The 18,620-nt window shown below is 68.2% G+C and carries 19 protein-coding genes; 8 read left to right on the top strand and 11 right to left on the bottom strand.

Annotation, left to right across the window (positions count from 1 at the left end; all coding sequences use genetic code 11):
* Nucleotides 1–34: 34 nt before the first annotated feature.
* A complete protein-coding gene (gene kynU, locus AB4850_RS29485; protein WP_414442940.1) occupies nucleotides 35–1,285 on the bottom strand; it encodes a kynureninase in 1,251 nt (416 codons plus the stop codon).
* A 59-nt stretch (nucleotides 1,286–1,344) separates the two neighbouring features.
* A complete protein-coding gene (gene kynB / locus AB4850_RS29480) occupies nucleotides 1,345–1,983 on the bottom strand; it encodes an arylformamidase (RefSeq protein WP_414442939.1) in 639 nt (212 codons plus the stop codon).
* Between the two features lie 127 nt (nucleotides 1,984–2,110).
* Here kynB and AB4850_RS29475 point away from each other — a divergent pair, with 127 nt between their 5' ends.
* Nucleotides 2,111–2,611, top strand: coding sequence for an Lrp/AsnC family transcriptional regulator (locus tag AB4850_RS29475; protein ID WP_414442938.1), 501 nt, complete (start codon nucleotides 2,111–2,113; stop codon nucleotides 2,609–2,611).
* On the opposite strand, the gene AB4850_RS29470 is transcribed toward AB4850_RS29475, so the two are convergent.
* On the bottom strand, nucleotides 2,598–3,110 hold the full coding sequence (locus AB4850_RS29470; protein WP_414442937.1) for a flavin reductase family protein: 513 nt from the start codon (nucleotides 3,108–3,110) through the stop codon (nucleotides 2,598–2,600). The two genes, AB4850_RS29475 and AB4850_RS29470, sit on opposite strands and share 14 nt — an antisense overlap.
* A 156-nt stretch (nucleotides 3,111–3,266) precedes the next feature.
* On the opposite strand from AB4850_RS29470, the gene msrA reads away from it, so the two are divergent.
* On the top strand, nucleotides 3,267–3,824 hold the full coding sequence (gene msrA, locus AB4850_RS29465) for a peptide-methionine (S)-S-oxide reductase MsrA (protein WP_414442936.1): 558 nt from the start codon (nucleotides 3,267–3,269) through the stop codon (nucleotides 3,822–3,824).
* 103 nt (nucleotides 3,825–3,927) lie between these two features.
* Here msrA and AB4850_RS29460 read toward each other — a convergent pair whose 3' ends face one another.
* The 3 genes from AB4850_RS29460 to pdxH all read right to left on the bottom strand — a co-directional run bounded on the left by AB4850_RS29460 (nucleotide 3,928) and on the right by pdxH (nucleotide 7,293).
* Nucleotides 3,928–5,265 carry a DUF72 domain-containing protein gene (locus AB4850_RS29460; RefSeq protein ID WP_414442935.1) on the bottom strand — a complete coding sequence of 446 codons (1,338 nt, stop codon included), beginning with the start codon at nucleotides 5,263–5,265 and terminating at the stop codon, nucleotides 3,928–3,930.
* Nucleotides 5,266–5,293: 28 nt separating this feature from the next.
* A complete protein-coding gene (locus AB4850_RS29455) occupies nucleotides 5,294–6,514 on the bottom strand; it encodes a class I SAM-dependent methyltransferase (RefSeq protein ID WP_414442934.1) in 1,221 nt (406 codons plus the stop codon).
* A gap of 134 nt (nucleotides 6,515–6,648) precedes the next feature.
* A complete protein-coding gene (gene pdxH / locus AB4850_RS29450; RefSeq protein ID WP_414442933.1) occupies nucleotides 6,649–7,293 on the bottom strand; it encodes a pyridoxamine 5'-phosphate oxidase in 645 nt (214 codons plus the stop codon).
* Nucleotides 7,294–7,440: 147 nt separating this feature from the next.
* Here pdxH and AB4850_RS29445 point away from each other — a divergent pair, with 147 nt between their 5' ends.
* Nucleotides 7,441–8,295: a ThiF family adenylyltransferase gene (locus tag AB4850_RS29445; protein ID WP_414442932.1), complete on the top strand. Its 855-nt coding sequence runs from the start codon at nucleotides 7,441–7,443 to the stop codon at nucleotides 8,293–8,295.
* A gap of 233 nt (nucleotides 8,296–8,528) precedes the next feature.
* Here AB4850_RS29445 and trxA read toward each other — a convergent pair whose 3' ends face one another.
* Both trxA and AB4850_RS29435 read right to left on the bottom strand, forming a co-directional pair.
* The gene (trxA, locus tag AB4850_RS29440) at nucleotides 8,529–9,377 is read right to left on the bottom strand and encodes a thioredoxin (protein ID WP_414442931.1); all 849 of its coding nucleotides are present in this window, start codon (nucleotides 9,375–9,377) and stop codon (nucleotides 8,529–8,531) included.
* Between the two features lie 52 nt (nucleotides 9,378–9,429).
* Nucleotides 9,430–10,314, bottom strand: a complete 885-nt coding sequence (locus tag AB4850_RS29435; RefSeq protein WP_414442930.1) for a pirin family protein — start codon at nucleotides 10,312–10,314, stop codon at nucleotides 9,430–9,432.
* A gap of 127 nt (nucleotides 10,315–10,441) precedes the next feature.
* Between AB4850_RS29435 and AB4850_RS29430 the strand changes: the two genes are divergently transcribed.
* Complete coding sequence (locus AB4850_RS29430) at nucleotides 10,442–11,314, top strand: EamA family transporter (RefSeq protein WP_414445652.1); 873 nt, start codon at nucleotides 10,442–10,444, stop codon at nucleotides 11,312–11,314.
* 92 nt (nucleotides 11,315–11,406) lie between these two features.
* On the opposite strand, the gene AB4850_RS29425 is transcribed toward AB4850_RS29430, so the two are convergent.
* Both AB4850_RS29425 and tsaE read right to left on the bottom strand, forming a co-directional pair.
* The gene (locus AB4850_RS29425; protein WP_414442929.1) at nucleotides 11,407–12,936 is read right to left on the bottom strand and encodes an N-acetylmuramoyl-L-alanine amidase; all 1,530 of its coding nucleotides are present in this window, start codon (nucleotides 12,934–12,936) and stop codon (nucleotides 11,407–11,409) included.
* Nucleotides 12,918–13,472 carry a tRNA (adenosine(37)-N6)-threonylcarbamoyltransferase complex ATPase subunit type 1 TsaE gene (tsaE, locus tag AB4850_RS29420; RefSeq protein WP_414442928.1) on the bottom strand — a complete coding sequence of 185 codons (555 nt, stop codon included), beginning with the start codon at nucleotides 13,470–13,472 and terminating at the stop codon, nucleotides 12,918–12,920. Before tsaE ends, AB4850_RS29425 begins: the two co-directional genes overlap by 19 nt.
* A gap of 17 nt (nucleotides 13,473–13,489) precedes the next feature.
* Between tsaE and queG the strand changes: the two genes are divergently transcribed.
* From queG to xerD, 3 genes are read left to right on the top strand one after another with little or no spacing between them, the layout of a single operon-like run.
* Nucleotides 13,490–14,719: a tRNA epoxyqueuosine(34) reductase QueG gene (queG, locus tag AB4850_RS29415; RefSeq protein ID WP_414442927.1), complete on the top strand. Its 1,230-nt coding sequence runs from the start codon at nucleotides 13,490–13,492 to the stop codon at nucleotides 14,717–14,719.
* Between the two features lie 48 nt (nucleotides 14,720–14,767).
* Complete coding sequence (locus tag AB4850_RS29410; RefSeq protein WP_414442926.1) at nucleotides 14,768–15,235, top strand: methylated-DNA--[protein]-cysteine S-methyltransferase; 468 nt, start codon at nucleotides 14,768–14,770, stop codon at nucleotides 15,233–15,235.
* A gap of 8 nt (nucleotides 15,236–15,243) precedes the next feature.
* A complete protein-coding gene (xerD, locus tag AB4850_RS29405; RefSeq protein WP_414445651.1) occupies nucleotides 15,244–16,377 on the top strand; it encodes a site-specific tyrosine recombinase XerD in 1,134 nt (377 codons plus the stop codon).
* Nucleotides 16,378–16,395: 18 nt separating this feature from the next.
* Here xerD and AB4850_RS29400 read toward each other — a convergent pair whose 3' ends face one another.
* Nucleotides 16,396–17,979 (bottom strand): class I adenylate-forming enzyme family protein, encoded by a 1,584-nt coding sequence (locus AB4850_RS29400; RefSeq protein ID WP_414442925.1) that lies wholly within the window; start codon nucleotides 17,977–17,979, stop codon nucleotides 16,396–16,398.
* A 131-nt stretch (nucleotides 17,980–18,110) separates the two neighbouring features.
* On the opposite strand from AB4850_RS29400, the gene ybaK reads away from it, so the two are divergent.
* Nucleotides 18,111–18,602, top strand: coding sequence for a Cys-tRNA(Pro) deacylase (ybaK, locus tag AB4850_RS29395; RefSeq protein ID WP_414442924.1), 492 nt, complete (start codon nucleotides 18,111–18,113; stop codon nucleotides 18,600–18,602).
* Nucleotides 18,603–18,620: the final 18 nt, after the last annotated feature.

The following is an 18,620-nucleotide window of genomic DNA, read 5'->3' as shown; positions in this document are numbered from 1 at the left end:
GGCGATAGGGTTCGATTCGGTGCGGCTCACCGGCTCAGGTCACGTCGGTGCGCGCCGCGAATTCGGGCGCCTGCCAGGCGCGCGTGACGAGCACCTCGCGCAGCGTCTCCACGGCATCCCACACGTCGACGAAGCGCGTGTAGAGCGGCGTGAAACCGAAGCGCAGGATGCGCGGCTCGCGGTAGTCGCCGATCACGCCGCGCGCGATCAGCGCGCGCATCACCTCATAGCCGTGCGGATGCTCGAAGCTGGCCTGCGAGCCTCGCCGGGCCGCCTCGCGCGGCGTGACGAGCGTCAGGTCGAGGCCGGCGCAGCGCGTCTCCACCAGCGCGATGAACATGTCGGCCAGCGCCAGCGATTTGCGGCGGATCGCGGCCATGTTCGTTTCGTGGAAGATGTCGAGGCCGCATTCGATCATCGACATCGACACGATCGGCTGCGTGCCGCACAAGAAGCGCGAGATGCTCGCATCGGGCTGGAAGCCCGGCTCCATCGCGAACGGCGCGCGGTGGCTCCACCAGCCCGACAGCGGCTGCTCGAAGCTGGCCTGATGGCGCTTCGGCACCCACACGAAGGCCGGCGAGCCGGGGCCGCCGTTCAGGTATTTGTAGGTGCAGCCCACCGCGCCGTCCGCGCCCGCGCCGTTCAGGTCCACCGGCACCGCGCCGGCCGAATGCGCGAGATCCCACAGCATCAGCGCGCCGGCCTGCTGCGCGTGGCGCGTCAGCGCCGCCATGTCGTGCATGGCGCCGCTGCGGTAGTTCACATGCGTGATCATCGCCACCGCGCAGTGTTCGTCGATGGCTGCTTCGAGCTCGGACGCGTCGTCCACCAGACGCAGCTCGTAGCCGCGATCGAGCTGGGCGATCAGGCCCTGCGCGATATACAGATCCGACGGGAAATTCGAGCGCTCCGAAACGATCACGCGGCGCGCCGGCGCGCGCTTCGCCTGCTCGCGCAGCATCGCGGCCAGCAGCTTGAACAGGTTGACGGAGATGGTGTCGGTGATCGCCACTTCGGCGTCGGCCGCGCCGATCAGCGGCGCGAGGCGATCGCCCAGGCGGCGCGGCAGCGCGAACCAGCCCGCCGTGTTCCAGCTGCGGATCAGGTCGTGGCCCCATTCGGCCTCGATCACCGCACGGGCGCGTTCGGCCGAGGCCTTCGGGCGCGCGCCGAGCGAATTGCCATCGAGGTAGATGGTGTCGTCGGGCAGGGCAAAGCGCTCGCGCAGCGGGGCGAGCGGATCGTCGCGGTCGAGGGCGAGCGCGTCTTCGCGGGTAGTCATGGCGTCGAATCTCATGGAATTAAGGGCGGCGGCGCGGGGCGCCGGATCGGTTGGCGCGCTCAGGCCGTGCCGGGCAGCGCGCGCAATACGGCGCGCACCGGGCTGGCGTCGAGCGTGGCGAATTTCAGCGGCAGCGCGATCAATTCGTAATCGCCGGCCGGCACCGCGTCGAGCACCAGCCCTTCGAGGATCGCCATGCCGTGCGCGCGGATGCGTCCGTGCGAGGTCATCGTTTTCGATTCCTGCGGATCGAGCGAGGGCGTATCGATGCCGACCAGCCGCACGCCGTGCGCGGCCAGCAGGTCGATCGCGGCCGGGGCGACGGCGCAGAACGCGCTGTCCCAGGCGTCTTGCGGCGCGACGGCGTAGGTGCGCAGCAGCACGCGCGGCGGCGCGCCGGCCAGTGCACCGCTGATCTGTTCAGGCGTGACGAGCGGCTTCGTGCCGCGGCAGTCGATCACGCGGCACGGGCCGAGATAGGCGTCGAGCGATACCGCACCGATCGGCGCGCCATCGGCGTCGTAATGTAGGGGCCCATCGGCGTGGGCGCCGGTGTGCGGCGACAGCGTCAGCCGCGCGACATTGACCGGCGAGCCGGCCTCGATGCGCCAGACGCGCTCGACCGACACCGGCGTGTCGCCCGGCCAGACAGGCGTGGCGGGAGAAAGGGAGGGGGAAATGTCCCAGAGCGTGTCCATCGTCGTTGAGCAAGTTCCGATCCGTCGAATGATAAGCAAACGACATTGAAAGGTGCTTGCGAAATAAACATGGACATTCCGCAAATATCGCAGATAATTTGAACGATAGCCAAAACGGGGACCAGAAATGCATGCAATCTCGCTCGACGCTACCGATTGCCGTATTCTCGCCGTATTGCAGCAGGAGGGCCGGATCAGCAACCTCGATCTGGCCGAGCGCATCTCGCTGTCGCCATCCGCCTGCCTGAGGCGAATGCGGCTGCTCGAGGAGCAGGGCGTGATCGAATGCTATCGCGCCTGCCTGAGCCGTGAAAAATTGGGGTTTGAACTGGAAGCGTTCGTGCAGGTGTCGATGCGCAACGACCAGGAGCAATGGCACGAGCGCTTCGCCGAGGCGATCAAGGCCTGGCCGGAGGTGGCGTCGGCGTTCGTGGTGACGGGCGAGACGCATTATCTGCTGCGCGTGCTGGCCCACAACCTGAAGCACTACTCCGATTTCGTGCTGAACCAGCTCTACAAGGCGCCGGGCGTGATGGACATCCGCTCGAACATCGTCCTGCAGACGCTCAAGGACGAGGCGGGGCCGCCCGTCTCGCTGGCGCGCACGGGCGCGCTCAAAGCCGAGTGAGGTCGTGGAACGCGCCGCCGTGGAACACCAGCGGCGCGAGCGAGCCGGCATCGGGATGCAGGCCGCAGCGTTCGACCTCGCCCACGAAGATCACGTGGTCGCCTTCGTCGTAGCGGCTGCGGTTATGGCATTCGAACCAGGCCAGCGCGCCGTCGAGCACCGGCATGCCCGACTGGCCGGCCTCGTGCGACACCCCTTCGAAGCGGTCGCCCTTGGCGGTCGCGAAGCGCTTGCACAAGTCGAGCTGCGACGCCGCCAGCACATTGATCACATAATGGCTGTTGCCGCGAAACACCGGCAGCGACGCCGAGCGCGTGGCCAGGCTCCACAGCACGAGGGGCGGATCGAGCGATACCGAATTGAACGAACTGGCGGTCATGCCGATCAACTGGCCGGACGGCGCGCGCGTGGTGATGACCGTCACGCCGGTGGCGAACTGGCCGAGCGCCTGGCGGAACGCGGCGACGTCGAAATCGGGCGGCGTGGCGCGCAGTGTCATCGCGAGACCGCCTTCGGGTAGCTGGAAAACACGAAAAGTAACGTCATCTGGAAATCCGGGAAATTGTCCCGATTTTAGCGGAATCGGTGGCCGCCCGACCCGGCGGCCCGCAACGGTCCGGTCGAACGGCGGCCGGATCTTCTGTCAGGAGCGAACATGAATCAGGCAGTGCAGGACGTCGCCATCGTTGGCGGCGGGTGTTTCTGGTGCACCGAGGCGGTGTTCCTCGATGTGGAAGGCGTGCTCGCGGTGGAATCGGGCTACGCGGGCGGCCAGACGCGCAACCCGACATACCGGGCCGTGTGCGAGGGCGATACGGGCCACGCCGAGGTCGTCAAGGTGACGTTCGATCCGGCGCGCATCAGCTATCGCGAAGTCCTTGAAATCTTCTTCGCCACGCACGATCCGACGCAGTTGAATCGGCAGGGCGCCGACGTCGGCACGCAATATCGTTCGATCGTGTTCGCCGATTCGGACGCGCAGCGCGAGGCCGCGCTCGACGTGATCGCCACGCTGGGCCGCGAGCAGATCTTCGGCGCGCCGATCGTCACGGTGGTCGAGCCGCTCGACGGCAATTACTGGCCGGCCGAGGAATATCACCAGGATTATTTCGCGCGCAATCCGCAGCAGGGCTACTGCGCGGCCGTGATCGGCCCGAAGATCGCGAAATTCCGCCAGAAGTTCGCGCACCGGCTCAAATCGCGCGGCGTGTGAGTGTGTTCGCCCGGGCTCGGGCGGGCGGATGGGCCGAAACGGCGGGGTCGATCGCGACGCCGCCGTTTTTTTGTGCGGTTGCCGTCGTGGTTGTCGCTGCCGGTCAGCCCGGCTCGGCGCGGTGCCGTTCGATCGATTCGGCGATCGCCTTCGCCAGCTCGATGCACGACAGCGGCGCGGAGCCTTCGGCCTTGTTGTTGATGGTGATCAGCACCGGCTGGCCGGCCAGCACGTAGCGCGCGGCCAGCTCGGCGAGCGCCTCGCGCGTGTGCGGGTCCTCGTCGACGAGCCGGTCGAACGGGTCGTACTTGGCCTTGGCCTGCTCGTATTTGAAGCCGCCGTGCAGGCTCCAGCGCACCACCAGCGGCCCGGGCGTGTCGCCGTCGAGCAGCGCCAGCGCCGCGGCCTGCCGCAGCGGGTCGGGCATCCGCGCATGGAGGCCGACGCAATAGCGCACGCCCGAGGCGGCCAGCGCGCGGATGAAGCGCGGCGTGAGCAGGATCGAATCGCGGATCTCGATCGCGTAGCGCGGGCTGTCCGGCTCGGCCGGCAACGGCGGCAGCGCCGCGAAGAACGCGGCCAGCCGCTCGATCAGGCCGGCCGGATCGGCCAGCAGCGCGTCGGGCAGCGGCGAGAACTGGAACACCAGCGCGCCGGCCTTGCGGCCGAGGCCGTCGAGGCACGGCCGCACGAATTCGTCGATGGCGATGCGCGTGTCGAGGAACGCCGGGTTCGGGCCGGCGGGCTCGCCGCGCGAGCCGCGCACCACGGCGTCGGTCACCGAGGCGGGCGCCTTCACGACGAAGCGGAAATCGTCGGGCACCTGCTGTGCGTAGCGCAGGTAGTCGGCGATCGACAGCGGCGCGTAGAACGAACGGTCGATGCTGACGCTCTTGAGCAGCGGATGCGCGCCATAGGCGTCGAGGCCGTCGCGCGAGAGTTTTTGCGGCGAGTAGTCGTCGCCGTAGACGATGCCGTTCCAGCCCGGGAACGACCAGGTCGAGGTGCCGAGCCGCACGTTGGGCGGCAGCGCAGCCGCCGTGGCGGCCACCGCGTCGCTGATCGGGGCCGGCGTCACGCCGCGCTTGCCCGAACGGCGGGTGCGCGCGGGCTTGGCGTCGGTGGCGGGTGCGTGGGTTTCGGCGGGCAGCTCATCGTCGCCGAACAGGGAGGCCGTGGCGTCGGATGGCGCGGGTTCCGATTCGCTCTCGCGGGACGGCGCGACGCCGTCGCGAAGCGGTGCGGCAGCGGGTTCTTCAGACAAGGCGGGGGGCGACGCAACGACCAAGCGCCGCGCGCGAGCGGATGCGCCGGCGTCGGATTGACCGGCGGGTGCGGCAGGCAGCGGCTCGCCGAACAGATCGAACTGCGCGGCGTCGTCCGGCGAATCGTCCTGCTTCGTGGTTCGCGCGGTATCGCGCCGCGTGCTGCCGTCACCCATGCATCGTGGTCGTTTGCGTCAGGCTGCCTCAGCGCGGCAGCGGGTTCTCGTACATGTAGCGCCGCGACCACGGCAGCGTTTTCGCGCTGCGGCCGGCCTTGCGGCAGACGAGCTGATAGATCGACACGTCGTCGTTCTCGAAGGCATACGCGCAGCCGGCGAGATACACGCGCCAGATCCGGAACTTCTCGTCGTCGACGAGCTGGCGGGCCTGTTCGGCGTGCGCCTCGAAGTTCTCGGTCCAGATGTCGAGCGTGCGCGCATAGTGCCGACGCAGGCTTTCGACGTCAACCACTTCGAGGCCGCCGCGCTGCGCCGCTTCGAGCGCGAGGCTCACGTGCGGCAGCTCGCCGTCCGGGAACACGTAGCGATCGATGAATTCGCCGCCGCCGAGCGAGGTTTCGCCGCTGTCGGCGTCCGACGAGGTGATGCCGTGGTTCATCGCCACGCCGTCGTCGGCCAGCAGCTCGCGCACCTTGGTGAAGTAGCCCGGCAGGTTCTTGCGGCCGACGTGCTCGAACATGCCGACGCTCGTGATCCGGTCGAACTGGCCTTCGACGTCGCGGTAATCCTGCAGGCGGATCTCGATCTGGTTCTCGAGGCCGGCCTGGCGCACGCGTTCGGTGGCCAGGTCGAACTGGTTCTGCGAGAGCGTCACGCCCACGCAGTGCGCGCCGAACTTCTGCGCCGCGCGCAGCACCAGCGCGCCCCAGCCGCAGCCGATGTCGAGCAGGCGCTGGCCCGGCTGGAGCTGGATCTTGGTCAGGATGTGATCGATCTTCTTGAGCTGCGCGGTGGCCAGATCCTCGTCGCCGTTCTCGAAGTAGGCGCACGAATACAGCATGTTCTCGTCGAGCCAGAGCTTGTAGAAATCGTTCGAGACGTCGTAGTGATACTGGATCGCCTTCTTGTCCGAGTTCTTCGTGTGCGTGAAGTAACGCGTGACGCGTGCCAGCTTGCTTGCATTGGTGACGGTGCTGCGCGCGAGCGAGTAGCCGATGTCGATGACGTCGGGCAGGCGGCCCTCGATGTCGATCTTGCCCTTGACGTACGCCTCGCCGAGATTGTCGAGGCTCGGGTCGAGCAGCAGCGGCAGCGCCGATGCGTGATTGACCTTCAGCGTCACGGCCGGCGCGCTGAAGCTGCCGAAATCGTGTTGATCGCCATTCCAGAGCACCAGCCGCGCCGGAATATTGGCTTTTTCTCGTACTTCGTCTGCCCACTGTGCCAGCTTCTTTTCCCAGAACATAAGAATTCTCCGTTGTCTGTTGAAACGAATACAGCCAAGCCATCTTTTCGGTCCGCCGCGTCGAGGCGGCGGACCGTCATGCAAATCCGAGATACGAGAGGGCGCTGCGGGGGTGACTCGCGGCGCGCGTGGCGTTACGGCGAGAGGCGCTCGATCGTCCACGGCGTATGGGACGCCGCGTCGCGCGTATAGCGCAGCCGATCGTGCAGCCGTGAGGGCCGGCCCTGCCAGAATTCGATGGCGTCCGGCACGAGCCGGTAACCGCCCCAGTGCGGCGGACGCGGCGGATGCTCGCCATAGCGTTCGCTGAATTCGCGTTCGCGCGCTTCGAGCACGCCGCGGTTCGCGATGACCGCGCTTTGTTCCGAGGCCCAGGCGCCGATGCGCGAGCCGGCCGGACGCGACGCGAAATAGGCGTCGCTCTGTGCCGCGCTGGTTTTTTCGATGCGGCCTTCGATGCGCACCTGGCGCTCGAGCTCGATCCAGTAGAACAGCAGTGCGGCGTTCGGGTTGTGCGCGAGCTCGCGGCCCTTGCGGCTTTCATAGTTGGTGAAGAACACGAAGCCGTGTTCGTCCACGCCCTTGATCAACACGATGCGCGCGGACGGCCGGCCTTCGGCGTTCACGGTGGCGAGCGTCATGGTGTTCGGTTCGGGCAGTTGCGCGTCGAGCGCTTCGTTGAACCACTTCTCGAATTGCCGGACGGGATCGGGCGCGACGTCGGCTTCGTCGAGCGAGGCGCGCGAATAGTTGATGCGGAGGTCGGCAAGAGTGGACATTTTTTTCTGCGAACGCTTCAATCTGAGGCGAGTATAGCCAAGGAAACAAATTCCTGCGTTGGCGTGCCGCGCCCGGTCGGCATGGCGTCGATCAGGCAAAATAAGCGCTTTCGCGGCTATTTCGCTTTCATTTCGCTTACCTAACGTATGTCTCGTATCGACGCCGTCACCACGCAGAACGATCTTACTCCGAGCCCGCCGAATCAGCTTGGCGACGCCGACCGCGCGCGGCGCTTCGGCGGCGTCGGCCGGCTTTACGGCCCGGCCGCGCTGGCGGCCTTCGAGCACGCGCAGGTGGCCGTGATCGGCATCGGCGGGGTGGGCTCGTGGGCAGCCGAGGCGCTGGCGCGCAGCGCGATCGGGCGGCTCACGCTGATCGATCTCGACAACATCGCCGAAAGCAACACCAACCGCCAGATCCACGCGCTCGACGGCAACTATGGCAAGGCCAAGGTCGACGCGATGGCCGAGCGCATCGCGCTGATCGATCCGGCCTGCCGGGTCGATCGCATCGAGGATTTCGCCGAGCCCGACAACTTCGAGGCGCTGCTCGGCGGCGGCTTCGATTTCGTGATCGACGCGATCGACAGCGTGCGCACCAAGGTCGCGCTGATCGCGTGGTGCGTCGCGCGCGGCCAGCCGCTCGTGACGGTAGGGGGCGCGGGCGGCCAGTTGGACCCGACGCGCATTCGCATCGACGACCTGGCGCTGACCATTCAGGACCCCCTGCTGTCGAAGGTGCGCGCGCAACTACGCAAGCAGCACGGCTTTCCGCGCGGGCCGAAGGCGAAGTTCAAGGTCAGCGCCGTGTATTCGGACGAGCCGCTGATCTACCCCGAGGCCGCCGTCGGAGAGATCGACGAGGACGGCGCGGCGGACGTGGCGCAGGCCGGCCCGGCCGGGCTGAACTGCGCGGGCTTCGGTTCGAGCGTGTGCGTGACGGCCCCCTTCGGGTTCGCGGCCGCCGCGCATGTGTTGCGGGCGATCGCTGCGCGCGCGTGACGCATGACGTGATGCGGCCTGGCTGCGAGGCGACTTCGAAGGCAATTTGAAAGCATGTCAACGGCTTCGCGCGAAACCAGGGAATTTGCTGCCCAGATCTGACTATTTCGTGTTTTCGAGGCTGTTTTCGGCCGATTTTTCAATTTTTTTTGCAGCCCAAAACGAAACGGGCGCGAGCCCTTGCGGCCCGCGCCCGTTTTTTCATCGCCGGATGGCGGCGATGCGTGCCGCGATCAATACAGCGCGGCGCTGAGCTTGCGGCGCCATGCCGCGATCAGGTTTGGCTGGTCGGACGCGAGTTCGAACACCGACACCATCGTCTTGCGGCCCACGTCGTCCTTGAACGCGCGGTCGCGCTGGACGATTTCGAGCAGTTGTTCGAGCGCGCCTTCGTACAGGCGGTGCGCGATCAGCATCTGCGCCAGGTCGAAGCGCGCTTCCAGGTCGCCCGCATCGGCGGCGATGCGCGCTTCGAGCGCGTCGGTGGGCGGCAGCTCGACCGCCGCGTCGATCGCCTCGAAGCGCGTCATGATCGCCTGGTAGCGCGGATCGACGCCGTTCACGGTTTGCGGCGAGAGCCGGGTGGCCTCGTCGCGCGCGGCTTCGACGCGGTTCACGGCCAGCAGCAGTTCGATCAGGTCGAGGCGGATGTCGTCGTCGCCCGGGTTCAGCGCGAGGGCCGCCTGCAGATGCCGGGCGGCATCTTCATAGCGTTCCTCGGCGATGGCGACCTGCGCGGCGTGGCGTTCGGCTTCCTCGGCCGACGGCAGCAGCCGGTCGATGAATTCGCGCAACTGGCCTTCCGGCAGCACGCCCACGAATTGATCGACGGCGCGGCCTTCGGCGAACGCGATCACGTGCGGGATGCTGCGCGTCTGGAAGTGCGCGGCCAGTTCCGGGTTCTCGTCGACGTTGACCTTGACGAGCTTCCAGCGCCCGGCGTAATCGGCTTCGAGTCGTTCGAGCATCGGGCCGAGCGTCTTGCACGGACCGCACCAGGGCGCCCAGAAATCGACGAGTACCGGTGCGTCGAGCGATGCTTCGATGACGTCGCGTTCGAAGGTGGCGAGCGTGGTGTCCATGAGGTCCTCGTGAGTCGGAAAGATCGTGTAGTTGGGGCCGAAACCCCGCGTTTCAATGTTGCGGCTTGCGTTCGGGCAGCGGGATCCAGTCCGTCTCGCCGGGCACCGTGCCCATCTTCTGGGCGGTCCAGTCGCGCTTGGCCTGCTCGATCGCCTCGCGCGTGCTGGCCACGAAATTCCATTCGATGAAGCGTTCGCCGGCCAGCTTCGCGCCGCCGAGCAGCATTACGCGTGCGCCGCCCCGGCTCGCCAGCGCGACCGTTGCACCCGGCGTCAGCACCGCCATGGTGGCGGCGTCGAGCGGCGTGCCGTCGATCGTCAGGTCGCCGTCGACCAGGTAGACGCCGCGTTCCTCGTGATCGGCGTCGAGCGTGAGCGTGGCGCCGGCCGCGAATTCGGCGGCCACGTACAGCGTGCGCGAGAACGTGGTGGCCGGCGAGCGCAGGCCGAACGCGTCGCCGACGATCACCGTCAGCGCCACGCCATCGCGCGTCAGCTTCGGCAGCGAGGCGGCCGGATGATGCTCGAACGAGGGCTCGGTGGTTTCGTGCTCGACGGGCAGCGCCACCCAGGTCTGGATGCCGTGGATCGTCTGGCCGCGCTGGCGGACGTCCTCGGGCGTGCGTTCCGAGTGCACGATGCCGCGCCCGGCCGTCATCCAGTTGACGTCGCCGGGCACGATGGTCTGCAGCGAGCCGAGGCTGTCGCGATGCAGGATCGCGCCGTCGAACAGGTAGGTGACGGTGGCCAGGCCGATATGCGGATGCGGGCGCACGTCGAGGCCGCTGCCGGGCGGCAGCTCGGCCGGGCCCATGTGGTCGAAGAAGATGAACGGGCCGACGAGGCGTGCGGCCATCGCGGGCAGCGTGCGGCGCACCTGCAGGTTGCCGATGTCGCGCACGTGCGGCTTCAGGACCGCTTTGATCGATTCGCTCATGGTCGGAATGGGACGCGGGGTGGGGAGGCTGCCCATTGTATCGGGCCTCGGCGACGTTCGCGCGTTGCGGCGGCGGCCGGTAGACTGCTGCCTTTGCGCATGCAATCACGGAGGAAACGTCGCGATGATGGCCATGAAGGATCTGTTGCTGGCGCTGGTGGTGATCGTCGCCTGGGGCGTCAACTTCGTCGTGATCAAGATGGGGCTGCACGGCGTGCCGCCGATGCTGCTCGGCGCGCTGCGCTTCACGCTGGCGGCGGTGCCGGCGGTGTTGTTCGTGCCGCGTCCGCGCATCGCCTGGCGCATGCTGCTGCTGTACGGCGGCACGATCCTGCTCGGACAGTTCGTCTTCCTGTTTACCGCGATGTATGTCGGCATGCCGGCCGGGGTGGCCTCGCTCGTGCTGCAGTCGCAGGCGTTCTTCACGCTCGGCTTTGCGCGCGTGTTCCTCGGCGAGCGCGTGCGCGCCTGGAACCTGATCGGCCTCGTGATCGCGGCGGCCGGCCTGGCCGCGATCGCGGCGCAAAGCGGCGGCGCGATGACGCTGGCCGGCTTCGCGCTGACCATCTGCGCCGGCGTGTGCTGGGCGCTCGGCAACGTCGTCACCAAGAAGATCGGGCCGGTCGAACTGGTGCCGCTGGTGGTGTGGGGCAGCCTGGTGCCGCCGATTCCGTTCTTCGCGGCGTCGCTGGCCTTCGAGGGGCCGGCGCGCATCGAGACGGCGCTGGCCTCGATCTCGGGCGCGTCGATCTTCGCGATCGTCTATCTGGCCTTCGTCGCCACGCTGCTCGGCTATGGCATCTGGGGCCGGCTGCTCGGGCGTTATCCGGCCGGGCAGGTCGCGCCGTTCTCGCTGCTGGTGCCGGTGATCGGCATCGCGTCGTCGGCGTTCTTCCTCGGCGAGCAGATGAGCGTGGCCGAATTCGCCGGCGCGGCGCTGGTGATGGCCGGGCTCGTGATCAACGTGTTCGGCGGGCGCTGGATGCGGCGCGTGGCGTGAGGTGCACGGTGCGCCAATGAACAACGCCTCGCGCGAAGGCGAGGCGTTTTGTGGGGGCTGCGGCTCGATCGATGGCCGCCGATGGCCGAAACTCAGGCCATCCGGTTCTTGGCCAGCGGCGGGTTGGCCGCGAAATAACGCTTGATGCCGCGGAAGATCGCGTCGGCCATCTGTTCGCGATAGGCGTCGTCGTTCAGGCGGCGCTCTTCGTCGGGATTACTGATGAACGCCGTTTCCACCAGGATCGACGGAATGTCGGGCGCCTTCAGCACGGCGAAGCCGGCCTGTTCGACCGAGCCCTTGTGCAGCTTGTTGATGCCGCCTACCTCGCGCAGCACGAAGTTGCCGTAACGCAGCGAATCGCGGATCTGCGCCGTGGTCGACATGTCGAACAGCGCGCGGTTGACCGACACGTCCTGCGTCTTCACGTTGATCCCGCCGATGTTGTCCGACGAGTTTTCCTTGTTCGCCATCCAGCGCGCGGCCGCGCTCGTCGCGCCGTGATCGGACAGCGCGAACACCGACGAGCCGTGCGCCTCCGGCGTGGTGAACGCGTCGGCGTGGATCGACACGAACAGATCCGCGCCCACGCGCCGCGCTTTCTGCACGCGCACGTTCAGCGGGACGAAGAAATCGTTGTCGCGCGTCATCATCGCGCGCATGTTCGGCGCGCCGTCGATCTTCGCGCGCAGCTTCTTGGCGATGTCGAGCGCGACGTGCTTCTCGTAGGTGCCGCCGCCGCCGATCGCGCCCGGATCCTCGCCGCCGTGGCCCGGATCGATCGCCACCGTCAGCAGGCGCACCGTGCCGTTCTTGCCGCTTTTCGGCGCGGTGAACGCGTAGGTGTCGGGGATGCCGTCGTCGTCATCGTCCTTCTTCGCGACCACCGGCGGCGGCTTGATCGCGGGCCTGGCGGGCGAGGTGGGGGTGGCCGGTGACGCGGCCTGCGGCGTGTTCTGCGCGAACTGCTGGAAGAACGCGTCGCTGTTGTCGTGCGCGCCGGGCGGCGGCGTGCCGGGGCCGTTCAGCGCGGCCTGCGGCGGTTGCGCCTGCTGGGCCTGCTGGGTGCGCACGTCGTCGTTGAGTTGGCGTTCCTTGTGCTCGGTCTGCGTGATCAGGTCCGACAGCAGATCGGGCGCGACTGCCGGGTACAGGTCGAACACCAGCCGGTAGCGGTAGGTGCCGACCGGCGGCAGCGTGAACATCTGCGGCTTCACCGAACCTTTCAGATCGAACACCATGCGGACCACATGCGGCTGGTACTGGCCGACGCGCACGGATTGGATCTGCGGATCGTTCGGCGCGATCTTCGACACCAGGTCGCGCAGCGCCTGGTCGAGATCGAGGCCGTCGAGATCGACGACCAGCCGATCCGGGCCTTGCAGCAGTTGCTGCGCCGCCTGCAGCGGCTGATCGGATTCGATCGTCACGCGCGTGTAATCGCGCGCGGGCCAGACCCGCACGCCGAGCACCGACGAGGCGAGCGCCATGCGCGGCGCGACCAGCCCGAGCACCAGCGTGGACGCGCCGGCAACCAGCACCTTGCGGCGGCGCCAGTTGTGGGTGGTGGTGGCGGCCGACTCGATCGAGCGGAACGGTTTGATCAACATCTTTCGAGACATGCGTTTCCTGAAACACTGTAGGCCCGCGCCACGAGACGGCGGCCTTCGCCGTCGACATCGAGCGCGAACACGAGATCCGGCACGCCGAGCAGCGTACCCGCCTGCTGCGGCCATTCGACCAGGCAAATCGCACCGGCGTTGAAATATTCGCGAAAGCCTGCGTCCGCCCATTCGGCCGGATCACTGAATCGATAGAGATCGAAGTGATGCACCGCGAGTTCCCCATCTTCGCGCGGCAGGGCATACGGTTCGACGAGCGTGTAGGTCGGGCTCTTCACGCGGCCGGCGTGGCCGAGGCCGCGCAGCACGGCGCGCACCAGGGTGGTCTTGCCCGCGCCGAGATCGCCGACGAGCTGGATTTGCAGGCCGGAGAAGCCTTGTTGCGCGAGCTGTTGCGCGCGAACCGCGTCGACCGCGTGCGCGAAACGCGTGCCGAACGCGGCGGTCGCGGCCTCGTCGGGCAGCGCGAAGACGCGCTCGGCGAGCGGGGCGGACGCGACGATCGCGGCGATCGGATGGCTGGGCTGCGCGGGCATTCTCGTAAAATAGCGCGATGAACCGTAAACCGGAACTCGACGTGATGGACGCGCCCTCGACGCAACGCGAGGGCGCTGCGTCGCGCCGCCTCGACGATGCCGCGCTGGATGCGCTCGCATCGCGCATCAAGGACTGGGGGCGCGAACTGGGTTTCGGGGCGATCGGTATCAGCGATATCGACCTCTCGGATGCCGAGGCGGGGCTTGCCGCCTGGCTGGAAGCCGGTTGCCACGGCGAAATGGATTATATGGCGAAACACGGCATGAAACGCGCGCGACCGGCCGAACTTGTGGCCGGTACACGACGTGTGATTTCGGCCCGTCTCGCCTATCTGCCGGCCGACACGGTGGCCGCCGGCGCGGCCTCCGACGCGGGCGGCTGGCGGGCGCACGAGCATGCGCGGCTCGACGATCCGGCCGCCGCCGTGGTGTCGATCTATGCGCGCGGCCGCGATTATCACAAGGTGCTGCGCAACCGCTTGCAGACGCTGGCCGATCGCATCGAGGCCGAGATCGGCCCGTTCGGCTATCGCGTGTTCACCGATTCGGCGCCGGTGCTCGAAGTCGAACTCGCGCAGAAGGCCGGCACCGGCTGGCGCGGCAAGCACACGCTGCTGTTGCAGCGCGACGCCGGCTCGCTGTTCTTTCTCGGTGAAATCTTCGTGGACGTGCCGCTGCCCACCGACGCGCAAACCCGCCCCGACGCCGCGCCCGAAACGCCGGGCGCGCATTGCGGAAGCTGCACGCGCTGCCTCGACGCCTGCCCGACCGGCGCGATCACCGAGCCGTATCGCGTCGATGCGCGGCTGTGCATTTCGTATCTGACCATCGAATTGAAAGGCAGCATCCCCGAGCCGCTGCGGCCGCTGATCGGCAATCGCGTGTATGGCTGCGACGACTGCCAGCTCGTGTGCCCGTGGAACAAGTTCGCGCAGGCCGCGCCGGTCGCCGATTTCGATGTGCGGCACGGGCTCGATCGCGCCTCGCTGACCGAACTGTTCGCGTGGAGCGCCGCCGAATTCGACGAGCGCATGCAGGGCAGCGCGATCCGGCGCATCGGTTACGAGCGCTGGCTGCGCAATCTCGCGGTTGGGCTGGGCAATGCGCTGCGCGCGCCGGCCGGGCAGTTGGCCGGGCAGTTGGCCGGCGAAGCGCGCGCGGCGATCGTCGCGGCGCTGGCCGCGCGTGCCGACGATGCCTCGGCGCTGGTTCGCGAGCATGTCGAATGGGCGCTGCGGGCTGCCTAGGCAGCGTACAGTGACGGTTTCGGCGCAGGCGGCATCCAGGAGCGGGCCATGTTCAATGCAGTGATCGACGCGCCGTTCGGCAAGGTCGGGATTCGCACCGAGGGCGCGTGCGTGCGCGAGATCGTCTATCTGCCCGAATCGGTGCGCAGCGTCGATCCCGACAATGCGCTTGCACGGCGCGCCGCCAAGCAGATGGAACGTTATTTCGCGCGCGCGTCGGCGCGTTTCGACCTGCCGCTGGCCGAGGTCGGCTCGGCGTTCCAGCGGCGCGTCTGGCAGGCGATCGGCGAGCTGCCGCCCGGCACCGTCGCCACCTACGGACAGATCGCGCGGCGCATCGGCAGCGCGCCGCGCGCGGTCGGCCAGGCGTGCGGCGCGAACTGGTTCCCGCTCGTGATTCCATGCCATCGCGTTGTCGCGGCCGGCGGTATCGGCGGGTTCTCCAATCACGCCGGCGACGGCTACTACCTGACGGTCAAGCGCTGGCTGCTCGCGCACGAAGGGATTCAATACTGATGGCATCGATGGCGGGGAAGACGGAAGCGGGCGTGGGCGAAGCCGTGGCGGACGAAGGTGGCGCGGCGGAGGCCGCCGGCGCGAAAAAGCCGCGCGCGAAGCGCAGGGCCGAAGCAGCCAAAGTGACGGGTTCAAGCCGCAAGCCGCGTGCAGGCTCGGCGTCTCGCGTTGCGCGCGCCCGGCGTGGCGCCGGTGCCGATGCAGACGGCGAGGCCGACGGTGGCGCGCAGGCGCTCGGCGGCTCGCCCGAACGCGAGGCGAGCCGTACCTCGATCGACCTGTTCTGCGATGCGCTCTGGCTCGAACACGGCCTGTCGCAAAACACGCTCGACGCCTATCGACGCGACCTGAGCCTGTTCGCGCAATGGTTGTCGGCCACGCATGGCGCGAGCGTCGATGCGGTCAACGAGGCAATGCTGACCGGCTATATCGCCGCGCGCAGCGACGGCAAGGCGGCCTCGTCGAACCGGCGGCTGTCGGTATTCCGGCGCTACTACGGCTGGGCCTTGCGCGAGCACCGCGCGAGCGCCGATCCAACGCTGCGGATATTGTCGGCCAAGCAGCCGGCGCGGTTCCCGTCGACGCTGTCCGAGGCGCAGGTCGAGGCGCTGCTCGGCGCGCCCGACGTGGCGACGCCGCTCGGGCTGCGCGACCGCACGATGCTCGAACTGATGTATGCGAGCGGGCTGCGCGTCAGCGAGCTCGTCACGCTGAAGACGGTCGAGGTGGGCCTCAACGAAGGCGTGGTGCGCGTGATGGGCAAGGGCGCGAAGGAGCGGCTCGTGCCGTTCGGCGAGGTGGCGCACGGCTGGATCGAGCGCTACCTGCGCGAATCGCGGCCGGCGCTGCTCGGCGCGCGAGTGGCCGATGCGCTGTTCGTGACCGCGCGGGGCGACGGCATGACGCGCCAGCAATTCTGGAACATCATCAAGCGCCACGCGGCCAGCGCCGACGTGCGTGCGCACCTTTCACCGCACACGCTGCGCCACGCATTCGCGACGCATCTGCTCAATCACGGCGCCGACCTGCGCGTGGTGCAACTGCTGCTCGGGCATAGCGATATTTCGACCACGCAGATCTACACCCATGTCGCGCGCGAGCGCCTGCGCACGCTGCACGCCGAGCATCACCCGCGCGGGTGAGCACGCGGCGGCTCCGGTTCAGCCGCCCTGATAGCCGCGATGGTCGCGCAGCCGGTGCTTGAGCACCTTGCCGGTGGAGGCGGCCGGCAACGCATCGACCGGCACGATCCGCGCGGGCCGCTTGTAAGGCGCGAGCCGAGCCGCGCACCAGGCGTCGAGTTCGTCATCGGCCAGCGCCGTGCCCGGCATCAATTCGACGAACGCGATCACTTCCTCGTTGCCCTGCACGGGCCGCCCGATCACGGCCGACTGCACGACGGCCGGATGCGCGTTCAGCACGTGCTCGACTTCGGCCGGGTAGACATTGAAGCCTGAGCGGATGATCAATTCCTTGCTGCGCCCGGCAATGGTCAGCGAGCCGTCGGGCGCCGCGCGCGCGAGGTCGCCGGTCTGCAGCCAGCCGTCGGCCGACACGGCCGCGCGCGTGGCCCCGGGATTGCGGTAATACCCGAGCATCACGTTCGGGCCGCGCACGATCATCTCGCCGACCTCGCCGGCCGGCACGTCCTGCCCGGCGAGATCGACGAGACGCACCTCGATGCCGGGAATCGGCGTGCCGACCGAGCAATCGCTGCGCGGTGCATCGAGTGGCGTTTGCGCGACGGTGGGGCTGCTCTCGGTCATGCCGTAGCCGTTATGCAGCGGCAGCCCATAGATGCGTTCGACGCGCGCCTTGAGATCGGCGTCGAGCGGCGAGCCGCCCGAGTAGACGAAGCGCAGGTGCGGCGCGTGCCACGGATGGCCGTGCGTGTGCAGATGCTCGAGCAGCTTGGCGTGCATGACGGGCACGCCCTGAAAGATCGTGACGTGCTCGTCGGCCAGCGCGCGGCGCACGGCTTCGGGCACGAAGCGCGGCACGAGGCGCAGCGTCGCGCCGGCGTACAGGCTGCCGAGGCACACCGAGGCCAGCCCGTAGACATGCGAGACCGGCAGTACCGTGTAGACGACATCCTGCGGGCCGACGCGCCGCAGCGTGCTCGACACGGCTGCCACGAACAGCAGGTTGCGGTGCGACAGCATCACGCCCTTCGGTATGCCGGTCGTGCCGGTGGTATAGATCAGCGCCGCGCATTGGCGCGCGCCGTCGGCCTCGACCGCTTCGGTATTGACGGTGGGATCGAGCGCGATGGCCCAGCCGCCGATGTCGGGCGCGATGGCGGCGGCTGGCTCGGCGTGATGGCGGGCGGCGTGCGCGACGGCGTCGGGCGAGGTAGCGGTGACGAAGGCCAGCGCGCGCGGGCGGGCGTGGGCCGCGATCGCGTCGAGCTCGGCATCCGACAGGCGGGCGTTGACGAGCAGCGCCCAGGCATCGAGCGCGGCCGTGGCGAACAGCAGGACGATCTGCGCGATGCTGTTCTCGGCCACGATCATGACGCGATCGCCGCCGCTCACGCCGAGCGCGCGCAATTGCGCGGCGGCCGCATCGATCGCCGCGACCAGTTGCGCATAGGTGAACCGGCGCGCGTCCTCGATCAGCGCCGGGTGATCGGGCGTGCGGGCGGCAATGCGGCGCGGCACGTGATCGATGCGCGCGGGCAGCGCGGCAAGCAGGGCATCGACATCGAGGCGGGAGGTGGCAGGCGAGGCGGGCGAGGTTGGCATCGTGGCTCCGGAAACAGGCCGGGCGGCATGGCCTTACATCGAGAAGGCTCCGATCGTGCCATGTGCACCGCCCTGGGGCAATCGGCCGAACGGCAATAGTGCTTCAACGCGGCCGCAATTAAAATGCGCCCATGAGCAAATCCCGACACGTATCCGAAACGCCGGCCACGCAGTGGCTGCGCCGTCATGGCGTCGCCTTCGGCGAGCACACCTACGACTATGTCGAGCACGGCGGCACCGGCGAATCGGCGCGCCAGCTCGGCGTGGACGAGCACCAGGTGGTGAAGACGCTGGTGATGGAAGACGAGCACGCCAAGCCGCTCGTGATCCTGATGCACGGCGACCGCACCGTCTCCACCAAGAACCTCGCGCGGCAGATCGGCGCGAAGCGCGTCGAGCCGTGCAAGCCCGAGGTGGCGAACCGCCATTCCGGCTATCTGGTCGGCGGCACCTCGCCATTCGGCACCAAGAAGGCGATGCCCGTGTATGTCGAGGCGTCGGTGCTCGACTTGCCGTTGATCCTCGTCAATGGCGGCAAGCGCGGCTACCTCGTCAGCCTCGCGCCGGCGGTGCTGGTCGAGGTACTCGGGGCCAAGCCGGTGCAATGTGCGAGCGTCGATTGAGGGTTTCACCGGGAACGC

Source organism: Burkholderia sp. 22PA0106 (assembly GCF_047497155.1).
GTDB lineage: Bacteria > Pseudomonadota > Gammaproteobacteria > Burkholderiales > Burkholderiaceae > Burkholderia.
Note: the sequence above shows the minus strand (reverse complement) of the source record. Positions and strands in the feature narration are given on the sequence as shown.

Excerpts from the sequence above, each read along its gene's own strand:
- kynU (WP_414442940.1), bottom strand. The coding sequence starts at position 1,285 with ATGACTACCCGCGAAGACGCGCTCGCCCTCGACCGCGACGATCCGCTC.
- kynB (WP_414442939.1), bottom strand. The coding sequence starts at position 1,983 with ATGGACACGCTCTGGGACATTTCCCCCTCCCTTTCTCCCGCCACGCCT.
- AB4850_RS29475 (WP_414442938.1), top strand. The coding sequence starts at position 2,111 with ATGCATGCAATCTCGCTCGACGCTACCGATTGCCGTATTCTCGCCGTA.
- AB4850_RS29470 (WP_414442937.1), bottom strand. The coding sequence starts at position 3,110 with ATGACACTGCGCGCCACGCCGCCCGATTTCGACGTCGCCGCGTTCCGC.
- msrA (WP_414442936.1), top strand. The coding sequence starts at position 3,267 with ATGAATCAGGCAGTGCAGGACGTCGCCATCGTTGGCGGCGGGTGTTTC.
- AB4850_RS29460 (WP_414442935.1), bottom strand. The coding sequence starts at position 5,265 with ATGGGTGACGGCAGCACGCGGCGCGATACCGCGCGAACCACGAAGCAG.
- AB4850_RS29455 (WP_414442934.1), bottom strand. The coding sequence starts at position 6,514 with ATGTTCTGGGAAAAGAAGCTGGCACAGTGGGCAGACGAAGTACGAGAA.
- pdxH (WP_414442933.1), bottom strand. The coding sequence starts at position 7,293 with ATGTCCACTCTTGCCGACCTCCGCATCAACTATTCGCGCGCCTCGCTC.
- AB4850_RS29445 (WP_414442932.1), top strand. The coding sequence starts at position 7,441 with ATGTCTCGTATCGACGCCGTCACCACGCAGAACGATCTTACTCCGAGC.
- trxA (WP_414442931.1), bottom strand. The coding sequence starts at position 9,377 with ATGGACACCACGCTCGCCACCTTCGAACGCGACGTCATCGAAGCATCG.
- AB4850_RS29435 (WP_414442930.1), bottom strand. The coding sequence starts at position 10,314 with ATGAGCGAATCGATCAAAGCGGTCCTGAAGCCGCACGTGCGCGACATC.
- AB4850_RS29430 (WP_414445652.1), top strand. The coding sequence starts at position 10,442 with ATGGCCATGAAGGATCTGTTGCTGGCGCTGGTGGTGATCGTCGCCTGG.
- AB4850_RS29425 (WP_414442929.1), bottom strand. The coding sequence starts at position 12,936 with ATGTCTCGAAAGATGTTGATCAAACCGTTCCGCTCGATCGAGTCGGCC.
- tsaE (WP_414442928.1), bottom strand. The coding sequence starts at position 13,472 with ATGCCCGCGCAGCCCAGCCATCCGATCGCCGCGATCGTCGCGTCCGCC.
- queG (WP_414442927.1), top strand. The coding sequence starts at position 13,490 with ATGAACCGTAAACCGGAACTCGACGTGATGGACGCGCCCTCGACGCAA.
- AB4850_RS29410 (WP_414442926.1), top strand. The coding sequence starts at position 14,768 with ATGTTCAATGCAGTGATCGACGCGCCGTTCGGCAAGGTCGGGATTCGC.
- xerD (WP_414445651.1), top strand. The coding sequence starts at position 15,244 with ATGGCGGGGAAGACGGAAGCGGGCGTGGGCGAAGCCGTGGCGGACGAA.
- AB4850_RS29400 (WP_414442925.1), bottom strand. The coding sequence starts at position 17,979 with ATGCCAACCTCGCCCGCCTCGCCTGCCACCTCCCGCCTCGATGTCGAT.
- ybaK (WP_414442924.1), top strand. The coding sequence starts at position 18,111 with ATGAGCAAATCCCGACACGTATCCGAAACGCCGGCCACGCAGTGGCTG.